The sequence below is a fragment of the Phormidesmis sp. 146-12 genome, from assembly GCF_052939495.1.
The window spans coordinates 80,774-96,512 of record NZ_JBJPHS010000003.1 but is presented as its reverse complement, the minus strand read 5'-3'; the positions used below and the strand labels follow the sequence as shown (position 1 = coordinate 96,512).

The window sequence follows — 15,739 nt, the reverse complement described above, 5'->3', positions numbered from 1 at the left end:
ACCCTACTCTCCTTTCCACGATTAGAACCCACATGGATAACGGATACTCCCCCCTCAGAGATGATGAAGTGTTGTTTGTCGATCGCGGTCGCGTGTTGATGACCAATCCGACGTTCAAAGTCATCGAGTTTTTGGATGCGCTGGCTCAGGCTATTAGCGATCGCGAAGAAGACTGGTCAGAAGATAAAGAAGATTGGTTTGGTGACGGTCTAGCCTGCGAAGCCTTGCGCTTTGGAACGGGTGGCTGGCAGCGAGGCAGGGTGAGGATTCGATTAGAATTTATTCCTGAAAAAGTGCCCAACAAACTGCCTGAACGATCGTCCGCTTCCCGTCCTTCAGAACAGCCCCTAGAAAGAATTCGCGCCAAGCCGATCGAGACGTTTTACCAAGACCCTGAAGACGATCGCTACTAGATGACTCGCCTCCTCTGGACACCGCTCCACGCTCGACTACACCGCACGCTCAAAGAACGCAGGCTACTCACAAAAAATCAGTCTGTGCTGGTAGCGGTTTCTGGAGGTCAGGACTCGCTCTGTCTCATTAAGTTACTGCTGGATTTGCAGCCCAAATGGAATTGGAATTTGGCGATCGTTCACTGTGACCATCGCTGGCGCTCCGACTCCGAGGAGAATGCGGGCTTTGTGGAGAGACTGGCGCGATCGTGGCAACTTCCGTTCTTTCTGCAAACGGCGGAGCAAATTCCAAAGAGTGAGGCAGACGCGAGAGAATGGCGCTATCAGTGCTTTCAAGTGATCGCCCGTGAGAATTATGCTGCGATCGTCACCGGACATACTGCCAGCGATCGAGCCGAAACTCTGCTCTACAATTTGATTCGAGGCAGCGGTGCGGATGGGTTACAGGCATTGAGTTGGAAGCGAACCATCTCCCCCACGCTCAACCTTGTCCGTCCGCTGCTAGACACAACGCGCGCTGAAACTGCCCAATTTTGTCAAAATTCCCACCTTCAAATTTGGCAAGACAAAACCAATCAAGACTTAACCTACGCCCGAAATCGGATTCGTCAAGAGCTATTGCCTTATCTGCAAACCCACTTCAATCCGCAAGCAGAGCAAAATATTGCCCAAACTGCCGAACTCCTCACCGCCGAGGTTGAATATCTAGAAAAAACAGCCGCTGACCTGAGAGAAAAAGCTACGAATTCGTCAGGGCTAAATCGATCGCGCCTTCGATCCATTCCCCTCGCGCTACAGCGTCGCATCATTCGCCAACATCTTCAACAAACGCTGACAATTAACCCAAACTTTGAGCAAATTGAGAAATTCGCCGCACTGATCACGGCTCCCAATCGATCGCGTACTGATCCCTTTCCGGGCGGCGCGATCGCTGAAGTCCAAGACGACTGGATCGTGGTCAAAACTTAAGCAGCGATTATTACTCCCTCCAGAGCGTGTAGCATCTGCACAGAATGATGAGTCTTGAAGTCGTGACTGTCGCCTAGCCCCAAACTCCATCCCACCAAAAAGTTCTCATCTATTCTGGCGAAGATGGTTATTTTGTAGCTGAGGTGCCAAGTTTACAAGGCTCGCTCCATTTCAGAACTGTTTAACTGGTGGCAACTTAGCTGGTGGCAAACGCTGGTTTGTTGGTGAGGTTGGTGACAATTTGCTGGATTTCAGCGATCGCGCCATTCTGATTATTTTTTGCCTCGTGGACTTGGGCGATCGTTCCGTGTAGTCCTTCGATCTGATATCTCAAACCATCCACCGCATCCTGAATCGGTTGCAGCATCTCTTGGTAGAGATTGACTTTACCCATCATTTCCGCGGCAGTCGCTCTCTGGAATTTCAGCGTTTCTTCCAGGTGTTTTAGCTCGCTGCGGGTAGCTTCTTGCTCGGTCGATCGACCGTTCACCATCTGCTGGGTTTCCTGGATGCGACTGCGAATTTGCTCAAGCTCACGCTCGATCGTTTGTAGCTCATCTGCCTGTTGCTGCCGCAAGAAATCGAGCTGCTCAAACACCTGGCTCAAATCAAAGTTACCCTCGGCTGCTTCTGGGTCACTCTTGCCCTGTCTGCGAGCTAACACCGATCGATGCTGCCGCAAGGTTCCTTCCTTCTCCCTGAGACTGCGACGCTGACCCACCAAAGTTTCATTGAGAAATTGATAAGCGTCTTGTTCGTCAGCGAGTTCGGCTTCCAGAGCGATGCGCTCGTAGTCTCCAGCCTGCCCGATTTTAACTTTGAGTTCCTCAATTTCTCTCTGCTTAAACTCTAACTCTTCTTCTTGTCCGTTGACGAACCCAGAAGACATCTCAAAGTCGCGCAAAAATTCTTGAATCCGCCCTTGAAGCTCCTCGATCGACATCCTCTCCAACGCGCCGACATCGACAGAACTAATGTTTGCATCCATGCCTTCTGCAAGACGAAAAAGCTGCTGGTGCAAGTCTTCATGGTTTTGAATTTGCAGCCTTAATTTCTGAGCGTACTCTTCTTTAACCTGCAAAACTGCCTGCTGAAGTTTTACCTCGGCTTTCGCCTGCTCTAAAGCATCTTGTGCCTGATGCCACTCTTGCCAGCGACGATCGAGATCCTGAGCGCTGTGCTCGATCGCATCTTGAGACTGCTGAAGGGACGATCGCTGCTGCTCCAAATTTTGCCAGTGGTGGCTGAGAATAGCCTGCTTTTGGGTGACCAACTGTGCCACCTGATTAGCCTGTTCCTGCATTGCTTCTGACGAGAAAGCCTCGCCGTTCAAGCGATTTAGCAGATGTTGAATCGCCTGCGCCTGCTCATCATCCAAAATAGAGGCCGACTGCATTTCTGTCTGCCGCTCTTCAAACTGGCGCTTTTGCCCCTGTAGCTGCTCCCACGCGCCCTGCATCTCCTGACGATTGCGCTCTAGCTCCTCGTTTTGGCGCGTCACCTCATCGCGAGTGATCTCAAACTGCTGGCGCTGCTGCTCAAGCTGCTCAAAGTCTGCCTCAAGCTGCTCAAGCTGCTCACGACGGGCTTCCATCTCCATTTCTCGCCGATTTAACTCTTGACTCTGGTAGGTAAGAGACTGCTTCCATTGCTCGATCTCTTCTTCCTGAGTCTTAAATTTCTCTTGCAGACGAGAAAAGTTTTGCAAGATGCTAACCAGTGGCCGACCCGCTTCCTGGACACGCTGCACCTGCTTGCTGGCAGTCAAGTCCACTAACAAAAGCGTCCCAGAGGTAAAGCGACTGGCTTCCTCAGATTGAATCGATTCTTCACCAACAGCGCTCCAATTCTGCTCAGTACGCTGACAAGCAAGCAACTTGAGTTCAGACTTACCGCCGCCGATAATTCCGCCCTTTTTTTGAATGACTTCTGCTAGATACAGCACGCTGATAGCCCTCTTCCGTGTCTACGCCCAATCCTAAGATGTAAGTTGCCCCAATGAGACAAGTCCATCTCTATTCTTTTTTGCTTTGACAAATCTTCTGACAAATCTGGTGAACTGCGAAGGTTAATTCTGCTCAACTCACGTCTGCTTAAGCTGAATGTACTGATGTTGTTTGAACGGTTTCATCTGGCTAATGAGTGAATCATACTGAGAACGATCGAGCTTCGTCACACCCTAAATCCCTTATCTGTCCTTGAGTTTTAGGCTGCCCTAAGCACTCAAGCTGCATCAGTTTAATCAAACACCAGAGTCAGAAAAACCTCTGATTTACGCTTCATTGGGCAAACAGGCAGGCTCTAGCACAAGATGCTATCTCACTTGGATGCAGAAGTCACGTCATTCAATAAATTGCAGAGCGTTCCGCTTTGAGTGAGTTCCCTGCTCTATAATCTAGCACTGCCATCCGCGATCGCTCTGCCTTATCTTAGACAATAAAGCTTCCCGCAAAAGATGGAATCTTAACGTGGCGTGTTACTCCAGTTGAGTTAGTAGATACAATGTTTGCACACCAGACACTAGCTTGCTGTAAAAAGATTTGCCAGAGAAAAAATTGCTGTTTGAGCAAGCGAGACTTTGAAGTATTTGCGACCGCACCTTTGAAGTCACGCCGTTCTCTCTGACCCTAAAACTTGAAAGGATCGCCACACCCAAGGGCAGAATTGAACTGAGCGCACCGATCGTAGCCGAGGAGAGGGTTGATGCAGGGACAGTTGAGTGAAATAGACATCCGCAGCATCCTGCAACTGATCGAACTCGGTCAGCGCACAGGCGAGCTTTTTGTCGAAGCGTATCCTTCATATCTATCTGTGCAAGAGTCTCGTGTTCCAAAATCCTTGAGCGGTCAGTCGTGGTTCGTCTTTTTTCTCAACGGTCAAATCGTCTACGCTGGAGAAACCGAAGGCAATCTGTCTCGACTACGCGACTATCTACATCGTTACAAAGCAGAAGATTCGCTAGAAGGGGTGGCTCTGCCGTCGATCGCCGCTTTTAATGCTCCAGAATACGGCTACCTGTGGGCACTGCTCGAAAATCACATTCTCACCCCAGCCCAAGGGCGCACCATCATTGAGAGTATGGTTCACGAAACTTTGTTTGACCTACTGAGTTTGCATCAAGGCTCGTTTATTTTTGAGATTGGCACCCCCTTGTCACCGCAGTTGATGACGATGGAAATCGCCCCACTTATGGCTAAGACCATCAAGCAAGTGCAGGAATGGAAGCAGCTTCATACTCATTTACACTCACCGGATCAGTGTCCGATCGTGGCCAATTCGGCGGCTCTCAAAGAAGCCCTACCCGAAGCCACGTTTAGCACACTCGATCGCTACGCAGACGGCAAGACCTCACTTCGACAAATCGCCCGCTATCTGAATCGCGATATTTTCACGGTGGCCAGAGCGATTTATCCCTACGTGCAAAAAGGCTGGCTACACCTCGCTCAACCCTACACCGAGGAAACGGCAACCTCAAAAATTCGACTCCGAGACTTGGGGCTGTGGCAGCCGACCAAAACCCCCAGAGTCGTGTGTATCGAAGACAGTGCTACTGTTCGCAAGACCGTCGAGTATATTTTGAACCAGCACGGTTACCAAGTGACGGCGATCGATAACCCCCTCAAAGCCCTCAGCCTCGTCTTTCAACTCAAGCCAGACCTGATTCTCTGCGACATCGCCATGCCCGAACTGGACGGTTACGAAATTTGTGCCATGCTTCGCAAATCGACCGCCTTTCGGCAAACTCCGATCGTCATGCTCACAGGTAAAGATGGATTTATCGATCGCGTCAAAGCTCGAATGGTCGGCTCGACAGATTACTTAACAAAACCCTTTGGAGAAAGTGAGCTATTAATGTTGCTAGAGAAATATGTCGGTTTGGGGCAGCCAGACCAACTCAAGCCAGACACGTTGTTAGCAGATGCCCTCGCGGATGGATTAGAAAGTAACCGCACCTAAACCCGCTATTTTTAACGAGAGTCTGATTATTTCAATGATTGAGGGTACTTTAGTTAATACATGGTTTAAGGTAAACAGCGTGGGTTTTTCCCGTCAATGGTTAAGCCAGCAAGCAGGTAGGGGGTTATGAGTACAGTTCTGGTCGTCGAAGACAGCGTTACTCAACGGGAAATGATTACGGATCTCCTCAAGGGGAGTGGGCTGAGTGTCACCGTCGCCAGTGATGGGGTCGAAGCGTTAGAGCAGATTCAGGGTCACTGTCCTGACCTGGTAGTGCTGGATATTGTCATGCCCCGCATGAATGGATACGAGGTCTGCCGCAGACTTAAAGCTGATCCAAAAACGCAAAAGGTTCCTGTTGTGATGTGTTCTTCAAAAGGTGAGGAGTTCGATCGCTATTGGGGGATGAAGCAAGGGGCAGATGCGTACATCGCAAAACCGTTTCAGCCGACTGAGCTGGTGGGGACGGTCAAACAACTGTTGAGAGGCTAGGAATTGATGTAATGGTAGGGAATCCAGATTTTTTAACAGGGCGGGGGCAAGACCAGGCACCTGAGTTCCAAGAGCTAGAAAGCCCTGAAGGTGAGTTGCATTTGCGGTTCTATATCTCTTCGGGGAATGAATTCGCGCTGCCTGCAACTGGGATTCGAGAGGTGCTTTCGCCATCGCCCGATCGGATTACCCCAGTTCCCAATGTTTCTCCGCTGCTGTTGGGGACGCTCAATGTGCGCGGTCGCGTCGTTTGGGTGGCAGATTTAGGACAATTTCTGGGAGATTCTGTACCCCTCAACACAGACAAGCCCGAAATATCAGTGATAGCCGTGGAAGACCAAGACATTATGTTGGGGCTGGCAGTTGAGCGAATCGTTGGCATGGAATGGCTAGACGTTGAGCATGTCCAGATGCCCACAGCCATCCCAGACAGCGTTGCCCCGTTTCTACGCGGAGAGTGGGTGTTAGACGACTCAGAGAAGCAATTCTTAAGACTGCTCGACCAGGTAGCCATTCTACGATCGGCACGGTGGGCAGCATAATGAATGATCTAAATCTGGTAACACTCTGTACAATCAATGCCATGAAGCGACATTTAACGGAGCGATCGAGAAGCACTTTTGCCTTCCCGACAAGCATTGATCTCAATCAAGTGTATTATTCTCACTTTACACCGACTGCTCACTTTTTTCTAAGTTTAAGATCAGACAATCAGAGCAGATCTTCTAGCGCACACACGCACTTGCAGGAGAAGGCACATGGCACGCGGGACTGATTTCGCCCAAGAATATCAACAGGCTGAAAGAGCCTACATGCAGGGCAAGTATGATGAAGCTGCTGGAATTGTCGATCGCCTAGTCAACGAGTACCCACAAGACCCCAGCGCTCGACTCTTGCGAGGTCACATCTATTGCTATGGTTTGCAGCAGTATGACATTGCTCAGGAGCAGTATCAGACCGTTCTCAACCTGACTTCTGATGCAGAATTTGTAGACTACGCCAATAGCGGGCTTGCTTATGCCAGTCAGTTTGCTGGAGAATCTGACGGGGGAATTGGCAACACCGAAGACTTGTCGCTAGAAAGCAGTCCTGACGACCTTGGTTTTAGCCACCAACCCGTAACGCAGCAGCAGCCTGATCTAGACTTTCCGGCGGATGATTTTTTGCTGGACGACATGGCTCTGGAGGTCAATGAGCCTGCTGCTTCACGTCGAATTGATGCCTATGCCGACCCGTTTGAAATGAACGACTCCAACGGGGGGGCACACGACCCCAATGCGGCGACCTTTGCAGCAGACCAGTTTGCGTTTGATGAGCCGATCGAGCCTCGCAACTCTGGATTTGCCGCCAACAGCCTGGATGAATTTCCAGCTGCGATGGACGACTTCGACAGCGTTTTCTCCAACTCAGACTTTACCGACAGCAACGACTACCCACCCGCAGAGTTAGACGATCCCGATCGTTTCCCTGCATTCCCGACTGAGCCAGAGTTACCCACCAACAATCACGAAGATACAGTCCGCCCCAGCTTCAATAATCGCGTCATGGGCGAAGATACGCTGTTTATGGGTGGCCCCGATCTCTATCAGTCAGATGCTGAGTTTGCACCACCGCCTGAGCAAACTCAGTTTGATGCGCTCTACAACAGTTCTGCTCCGCCGCCTGATATGAATTCCTCATCCTCTAGCAGTCAAAGCAGCGTCGATTTTCTGGATGACTTTGAAGACTTTGACGATCTGGGCAATTTATCCGACTTTGACTTATCTGAGGACTCTGCGGGGTTTACCAGTCCCTCGGTCGGGAGTGCCTTTGGGCTGACGGGCAATAGCATGGCCACCGCCTCCGATCGCTCCTCCGCGATTGAGTTTAACGACGATCGCTCGACCATTCGAGAAGACGAACTGTTCAGCATCTCCAGTGCCTCTGAGCAAGTTCCCACCTTTACCCAGCTAGACAATCCGCCAGAAGAAGCGACCCCGACGATCGAGCAGGGAATGCTGGCTCCCCTCGAAAACTCGACCCTTCCAACCAAGCAGCTAATTGTGGCTGGGGTCGCTGGAATCGCTTCAGCAGTCGCCGTTGCTCTGGTCAGCTTTGTTTCTTCTAACCTAGCGGCCCAGCAAAAAAGCCCTGAAGTCGTTTCAGAGGTTCGCAATGTAGGCTGGTTGATGACCGGAGCTGCCCTGCTTGCCGGGACAGGAGCCAGTTTTGCGGTTGGGCAAGTGGTTGCAAAGCAGATGAAGCGATCGACCGATGACCTGCAAGCTCAGTTTGATGCGGTTTGTCAGGGTAACCTGAGCGCTCGTGCCACCGTTCATTCTGCTGACGAACTGGGTCAATTGTCTTCCAGCTTTAACCAGATGTCACGGGTGATTTTGACGACGACGAGCGAAGCGCAGCGCAAGGCCGAGGAGCAAGAGCAGGCCAAAGAAGACCTCCAGCGTCAGGTGATTCGTCTCCTGGACGACGTGGAAGGCGCGGCAAGAGGCGATTTGACCGTGCAGGCCGAAGTGACAGCAGACGTATTGGGAGCGGTGGCTGACTCCTTTAACCTGACAATTCAAAACCTGCGAGAAATTGTGCAGCAGGTTAAGACGGCGGCTCGTCAAGTCAGCACAGGCTCGACCGAAAACGAAATGTTTGCCCGCAGCTTGTCTTCTGACGCACTCCGTCAGGCTGAGGAACTTGCAGTGACCCTCAATTCAGTCCAGGTGATGACTGACTCGATTCAACGGGTAGCCGAAAGTGCTCGTGAGGCTGAGGAAGTTGCCCGTTCTGCATCGGCAACTGCTCTCAAGGGAGGGGAAGCCGTAGAGCGGACGGTAGCCGGGATTTTAGAAATTCGCGAAACGGTGGCTGAGACAACCCGCAAGGTCAAGCGTCTCGCCGAATCGTCTCAAGAAATTTCTAAGATTGTCGCCTTGATTTCTCAAATCGCCTCTCGAACCAACCTGCTGGCTCTCAACGCCAGTATCGAAGCAGCAAGGGCTGGAGAAGCTGGAAGAGGATTTGCGATCGTCGCCGATGAAGTCCGTCAACTCGCCGATCGCGCCGCCAAAGCCTCCAAAGAAATTGAGCAAATTGTGCTGCAAATTCAGAGTGAAACTGGCTCGGTCATGACTGCAATGGAGGAAGGCACCCAGCAGGTGATCGAAGGAACTCGACTGGCAGAACAAGCCAAGCGATCGCTCGAAGACATTATTCAGGTGTCTAATCGCATCGATACGCTGGTTCGCTCAATCACAGCAGACACGGTAGAACAAACCGAAACCTCGCGCGCGGTGGCTCAGGTGATGCAGTCCGTCGAACTCACTGCCCAAGAAACTTCTCAAGAGGCCCAACGAGTCTCTGGTTCACTGCAAAATCTGGTGGGTGTTGCACGAAACTTGTTGACTTCGGTAGAACGGTTCCGCGTGGAGACTGTCGAGCGCAAATAGCTAAAATTTTCTAAAGACCGCGGACAGCAGGCAGGGTTCATTAAAGCATCTACTCAGGACAGGCACCACGATCGACGATTCACTCATCACTTCAGATAAGTTACACATCTTCTCAAAGACTTAATCCCAGCCAAGCGTCTTGCCGGAGATCACTCTATTAAGGAAAGGGACATTGCGATGCAGCCGGAACAACAGCAGCGAATCATGGGCTACTTCATTGAGGAGGCCAAAGACCACCTTAATACGATTGAGCAGGGTTTGCTGAATCTGCAAGGCACGATCGACGACCCAGAAATGGTCAACGAAGTCTTTCGGGCAGCTCACTCAGTCAAGGGCGGGGCTGCCATGTTGGGGTTGAGCAGCATTCAGAAAACGTCTCACCGCCTGGAAGATTTCTTTAAGATCCTCAAGGAAACTCCTGGCATCCGACCCGACCAAAAGCTAGAATCGCTGCTGCTACAGGTTTTTGATACCCTTCAGGAGCTACTAGAGCAGCTACAGGGCCCCTTTGGTTTGACCGAAGAGGCAGCCAATGCAACGATGACGGGAGTCGAGCCTGTCTTTGAAGAACTCAAACAGCACATGACCGTGCTAGAAGGGCAAGGAGCGGCCGTTGTGGCCGCGAATTCGAGGGGCAAAGCTGCACCCGTACCTCAGCCTATCAACGCATCGCAAGACAGTGCTCTACTGCTAATCTTCCAAAACGACGTGCCTGCTCAACTGCGAGAAATGCTGCAACTATTTCGTCAGGCAGAGGCGCTTTCAGATGGGCGCGATCGACTCCAAGAAGTCTGTCGTGGCTTGAAAGGACTGGGAGAAGCCTTTGATCTGACCCAATGGTGTGAATTGGTTGAAACAGCCAGTCGGGCGATCGCCGATTCCAATAATTCCTACCGATCCCTGGCTCCGATCATCATTAAAGACCTCAAGCAAGGACAGGAATCCATTCTTGCCGGGCGAGCAGCCGACGTTGGGCCGAGTGAACAACTGCAAGCGCTGGTTCCTGTGGAAGTGCTACCCGACTTGGCAGTAGATGGCGACCTGGCAGACTTCTTTGCAATCGCGGACGAGCCTGACCCGACTGAGCCACTCGACCTGAGCGGATTCGACCTTGCAACATCCGACCCTGGGCTAGACTCACTAGATTTGAGCGATTTGGAGTTGAGTGATCTGAGCTTTGAGACTGCTTTATTTGAGTCTGAAAACAGTCTAGCTGGGGAAAACGAGCGAGTTGGGGCGATCGATCTCAACAAGATTTCTGCTGAAGCAGACCGCAATGGCCCTGAAGTTGGCATGGCAGAACTCAACAGTCTAGCTGATCTGTTTGAAGGTGAAATGCCCGATCTAGGTTCCACCTGGCAAGAAGAAGAAGTCATCAACCAGACGACCTCAACGTCTAGCCTGGATGGACTATTTGACGCAGAAGACAGCAGCGATTTCTCAGACTTGTTGTTTGAAGCATCCAACTCTATCTCTACGGATAGCACGGTTGATTTCAATGGCTTGTCGGGGGGTAGTCTACCAGGCGACGCTTCCGGGGCTGTGGAGGCAGAAGCTGACGATTTTGGCTTACCTGACTTTGATGCCAACCTTTCTGAACTGCCAGACGCTTCTATCCCAGGGTTAACGGCTGCTGACCCCTTTGCTGACCTCAACTTGGAAGACCTGGCAGACCTTGACACCGCATCTGTGGATAGTCTGTTCGATCGCACTGCTGAGTCCTCAAATGCCCCACTGGATGACCTGGGCGAACTGTTCGCAGGGTTGGATGAAACCGACCTAAACTTTACGCAGTTTTCAACCGCCTCGACAGATGCCCTGGATGCACGATCGTCAGCGTCTCCGTTTGAGGGTTTTGACCTTGATGCCAGTCTGGAGACTGCAACCGTCCCCGAATCTCTCGCTGACGAACCTTGGGGCGATCTGGGTGACTCTCTCTCAGCGTCCGAGGCAGAACAAGCGCAAACTGGATCAGGTGACTCGACAGAAGACGCTCTGTTTGACCTGGCCGACTTGACCGATACAACCCCAAGCCTTTTGGATGAGCCAATTCAATCACCCGAATCTATTTTGTCGATCGAAGAAGTGGGTGACCCTTGGGGAGAACTGGAAGCCTCTGCAACCTCAAGATTGGAGACCGATCTAAACCTTGAATTGCCTGATCTCATGTTTTCAGAGGAGTCTGTTGAGCCTCTGGATGATCTGTTTGCCGAGACTGACAACCCAGCAGACCCCATCTCAGCGGATGCCGCCCTGTTTGGCTTTGAATCTTCGTTAGAGAGCGAAGATCGCAGCTTTGACGATCTCCTCAACCAGGATTTGTCTCAACCGATTGAGTTTGCTGAACTGGGAGAAACCTTAGCGATCGATCCTTCCGTGGTCTCTACGCCATCCGACGAATCATTAGAGCGGCTGGATTCTTCTTTCGACCTCTCCTCAAGTGAGCAATCTGATCCTGACGAGCTTTTAGAAACTGAGTCTAGTCAAAATGACCTGAACCTGGAGCTAGACTCCCTTGAGGCAGACTTCCTGAACCTGGAAGAGACTGAAGAAAGTTTGGATAGTCTCCTGGAAAACGTCACCTCAACAGACTTAGAAACAAACTCCACGTCAGGTTTTGAGGCAAATTTAGGAGATATGGCTGGACTCTTTGAGTCTGAAAACTCCCTAAATTTTGACCTGAGCGAGACTGCGGACGTTGAGCTAGACAACCTGTTTGAGGAACCCACTGATCTATTAAATCTATTTGCTGAAGAGGCAACTCTGAGCCTTGACCTGCTAGAGGAATCGAAGGTTGCAGAAGTTGAAGTTGAAGAGTTGATCGCTGCTTCAAGTCCTGACGATTTTGATCTCGACTTTGGCGACAGTGAAACTTCCACAGACGATCTGGATAGCCTTCTAGATTTGAATGCTGACGACGAACCAGCTTTTGACCTGGATCAAGCATTCTCAAGCAGTGCGACAACGGATGACCTGAATGGGTTCACACCACAAACCCCAGAATTGGCTGCCCTCTTGAGCGAAGATCTGACGCTAGAACTGGAAGAAACCCCAACGTCTGAAGCTGCCTTCAGCCTAGAAGACGAACTGTTTGGCTTCTCCACAACTGAAGAACCTGCCCTTGGTCTGGATGAGGCATTCTCAAGCAGTGCGGACACCCCTGACCTCGATGATTTACTCAACCTGGACTCGCTAGAAACTTCAGAATCTAGTGTTCTCTCAAGCGAAGACCTGACGCTAGAACCGGAAGAAACCCCAACGTCTGAAGCGAGTCTGAATTTAGAGGACGAATTGTTTGGCTTCTCCACAATTGAGGACACCGAAACCCCTGACAGCCTAAACGGACTTGCCCCGCAGGAAGAAGCGATCGAGGAATCTCTAGACTTTTTCCTCACCGATTCGCTTGACCTTGAGACGGCTTCTCTGTTTGAAGAAAACGAACCCGTCACAGACGATTGCTCCAATAGTCTTGACTTCGCCGCAGAGGGTGAATCTGAGCCAGCGATCTCTTCGAGTTACATCCAGGGGGTCGCCGATTCTGATGACTTTGATTTGTCCTTTGCTGACCTCGACACGCCCACTTCAGAGACAGCCGACGACGCGCTGTTTGAGGGGTTAAACCTGGATGACGATGAAGAACCCGCCCAACCGATCGCCGATTCAGAGTTTGGCCTCGATTTTGGTCTTGCAGAGTCTCCAGATGACATCCTTCTAAACGAGCTAGACCTGCCTGAAGTTACCGACTCTGATGCAGCCTCTGATTTTGACCTGGCATTCTCTGATCTGGAAGCTGAGAGCGATTTAGATGATTTAGCGAGTGTTGACCCCTCTAATTCTTCAGAAGGTGGTGGATTTGACCCTCTGTTGGGTGCAGGAATTGCGGCAGCATCCCTGGGAGCGGGCTTGTTTGCAGCCTCTCGCGGAGACGATCGCTCATCGGTTGAACGTAGTGTTGAGAACGAAGATGACGATCTCGACCTGCTCTTTGGCAGCGACTCTCCTGACCTTGCAGACAGCCCTTCCCAACTTGACGACTTGGATGACTTGCTGGGAACGGACTCACCCTCAACCTTCACCAGAGCCAACGAATTTAGCGATCTCGACGCACTGTTTGGCGAAGACTCCACAGAAACCCTATCCGACCCTTCAAGCAATCTTCTACAAGAACCCGCCGATCAAGCAGCCTCCGATGAATTTGACAATCTAAGTAGTCTGCTTGGTGAAGAACCTAACTTCTCACAACAAGCCCCAATCGGTGAAAACTTCGACGATCTAGAGTCCTTATTAGCAGACGCTCCCGGAGCCGACTCTCAAAATGCTTTCTCTACCGGGGACGCAGACACTGAGTTTGACGATCTAGAGAAGATGCTGGAGGATGCCGATAAAACGATGGGAGGTACTCCGTCTGTCAAGAGTCTGGGTGTCACTCAAACAGGACGTAGAGCCAACCGTCCCGGAAAAGTCTTCAGCGAACAGACAATGCGGGTGCCCGTCAAACATCTGGACAACCTCAGCAACCTGGTCGGGGAACTTGTCGTTAATCGCAACAGCCTTGAACAAGATCAGGAAAGACTGCGACAGTCGCTAGACAACCTGCTTTATCAAGTTCAGCAACTCAGCGACGTGGGACAACGGATGCAAGACCTGTACGAGCGATCGCTCCTCGAAAGTTCTTTGCTGGCCAGCCGTCAACACCACCGGACTCCTACTAACTTGGGCAGCTTGGCACGGGACAACCACGCCACTTCTACGAGCAGCAACTCAATGGAGTACGATCCTCTAGAAATGGATCGCTTCACAGGCTTTCACTCGCTCTCGCAGGAGATGATCGAGCTAATTGTCCGAGTCCGGGAGTCTGCGTCTGACATTGAGTTCATCGTGGATGAAACGGATCAAGTGACGCGAATGTTCCGGCAGGTGACGACCCAACTTCAGGAAGGGCTGACGCGATCGCGCATGGTGCCCTTTGCTCAGACAGCCGATCGAATGCCTCGTGCCGTCCGAGATATTGCCATGAAGTGTGGCAAACAAGCAGAACTTGTGATCGAGGGTCGTGACACGCTGATCGACAAAATGATCCTGGAGCATTTGTACGATCCGATGACTCATCTGGTTAACAATGCGATCACCCACGGGATTGAAACTCCAGATGTGCGGCGGGCAACAGGTAAGTCTCCAACAGGTCGCATTACCATTCGCGCTTTTCATCAAGGGAACCAGACAGTGATTTCGGTTTCAGATGATGGGGCAGGGGTGGATGTCGATCGCGTCAAGGCAAAGGCGATCGAGAAAGGCTTGGTCACGCCCGCCGAAGCCAGAACGATGACTCGCTTAGACATTTACGATCTGCTCTTTCATCCAGGGTTTACTACCAAAGATCAGGCAGACGACTTTTCGGGTCGTGGGGTCGGCATGGATGTGGTTCGCACCAGCTTGAGTGAGATTCGAGGCGCAATTACAACCGATTCTGCGTCTACGAAAGGAACGACGTTTACGATTCGCTTGCCTCTGACGCTGAGTATTTCTAAGGCGCTGTGCTGTATTAGCGATCGAGCGCGGATTGCTTTTCCGATGGATGGGGTCGAAGATATGTTCGACGTTCCCAAGGAGCGGATTCAGACCAACGCCGAGGGGCAAGCCTGTCTGTCTTGGCGCGATGCGCTACTACCCTTGCGACCTCTCACTGAGCTGCTAGGATACAATCGCCACTTGAGTCGAGGCAACGTCTACGGCGGCAATCAGGAAGACGATATGGTTTCAGTCGTCGTGCTGCGGAGTGCGGGCAACTTTTTGGCGCTGCAAGTCGATCAGGTGTTGGGCGAGCAAGAAATTGTAATCAAACAGCTAGAAGGCCCCGTTCCCAAACCAGTGGGTGTAGCAGGTGCGACCGTGCTGGGAGATGGGCGAATCATGCCGATCGCCGATGTGTTAGAACTGATCGACCTCTCAATGGGTCGGATTCGTCGCGACGTTGGCACAATGTGGGATCAGGGCGCATCTCAGAATCCTAACGAAACGCTCACCGTCAAAACTGAGCCAACCGTATTGATTGTGGACGACTCGATCACAGTGCGCGAACTGCTTTCAATGACCTTCAACAAAGTGGGGTATCGAGTTGAGCAAGCTCGCGATGGTCAAGAAGCCTGGGAAAAACTGCGGGCGGGGCTGCCTTGCGATATTGTCTTCTGTGACATTGAGATGCCTCGGATGGATGGGTTAGAGTTGCTGTCTCGCATTCAAAAAGATCCCAATCTCAGCAACTTGCCGATCGCCATGCTGACTTCTCGTGGAGCCGATCGTCACAGACAAATGGCGGTTTCTCTTGGCGCAAGTGGCTACTTCACAAAGCCTTATCTAGAGGAGGCCCTTCTGGATGCCGCTCAGAGAATGCTGAAGGGTGAGGTCTTGATTGCGGGTGGTGGGAATTAGAGGGATGAGGGAGAACTTCGATGATCTGTTCCCCCTCTGGGG

General features: G+C 51.5%; 8 protein-coding genes. 7 read left to right on the top strand and 1 reads right to left on the bottom strand.

All coding sequences use genetic code 11. From position 1 onward, the window contains the following. Positions 1-32 precede the first annotated feature (32 nt). Positions 33-413 carry a KGK domain-containing protein gene (locus ACKFKF_RS02395; protein WP_446858513.1) on the top strand — a complete coding sequence of 127 codons (381 nt, stop codon included), beginning with the start codon at positions 33-35 and terminating at the stop codon, positions 411-413. Then, the gene (gene tilS / locus ACKFKF_RS02390) at positions 414-1,382 is read left to right on the top strand and encodes a tRNA lysidine(34) synthetase TilS (RefSeq protein WP_446866214.1); all 969 of its coding nucleotides are present in this window, start codon (positions 414-416) and stop codon (positions 1,380-1,382) included. It begins immediately after the preceding gene. Between the two features lie 196 nt (positions 1,383-1,578). Here tilS and hmpF read toward each other — a convergent pair whose 3' ends face one another. Further along, positions 1,579-3,327 (bottom strand): pilus motility taxis protein HmpF, encoded by a 1,749-nt coding sequence (hmpF, locus tag ACKFKF_RS02385; protein WP_446866212.1) that lies wholly within the window; start codon positions 3,325-3,327, stop codon positions 1,579-1,581. A 758-nt stretch (positions 3,328-4,085) separates the two neighbouring features. Here hmpF and ACKFKF_RS02380 point away from each other — a divergent pair. From ACKFKF_RS02380 to ACKFKF_RS02360, 5 genes are all read left to right on the top strand, one after another. Further along, the gene (locus ACKFKF_RS02380; RefSeq protein WP_446866210.1) at positions 4,086-5,339 is read left to right on the top strand and encodes a response regulator; all 1,254 of its coding nucleotides are present in this window, start codon (positions 4,086-4,088) and stop codon (positions 5,337-5,339) included. A gap of 126 nt (positions 5,340-5,465) precedes the next feature. Further along, the gene (locus ACKFKF_RS02375; protein ID WP_446858509.1) at positions 5,466-5,831 is read left to right on the top strand and encodes a response regulator transcription factor; all 366 of its coding nucleotides are present in this window, start codon (positions 5,466-5,468) and stop codon (positions 5,829-5,831) included. 11 nt (positions 5,832-5,842) lie between these two features. Next, the gene (locus ACKFKF_RS02370; protein ID WP_446858508.1) at positions 5,843-6,373 is read left to right on the top strand and encodes a chemotaxis protein CheW; all 531 of its coding nucleotides are present in this window, start codon (positions 5,843-5,845) and stop codon (positions 6,371-6,373) included. Positions 6,374-6,589: 216 nt separating this feature from the next. After that, positions 6,590-9,268 (top strand): methyl-accepting chemotaxis protein, encoded by a 2,679-nt coding sequence (locus ACKFKF_RS02365; protein ID WP_446858507.1) that lies wholly within the window; start codon positions 6,590-6,592, stop codon positions 9,266-9,268. Between the two features lie 177 nt (positions 9,269-9,445). Next, a complete protein-coding gene (locus ACKFKF_RS02360; protein WP_446866209.1) occupies positions 9,446-15,697 on the top strand; it encodes a response regulator in 6,252 nt (2,083 codons plus the stop codon). The last annotated feature ends 42 nt before the right edge of the window (positions 15,698-15,739 follow it).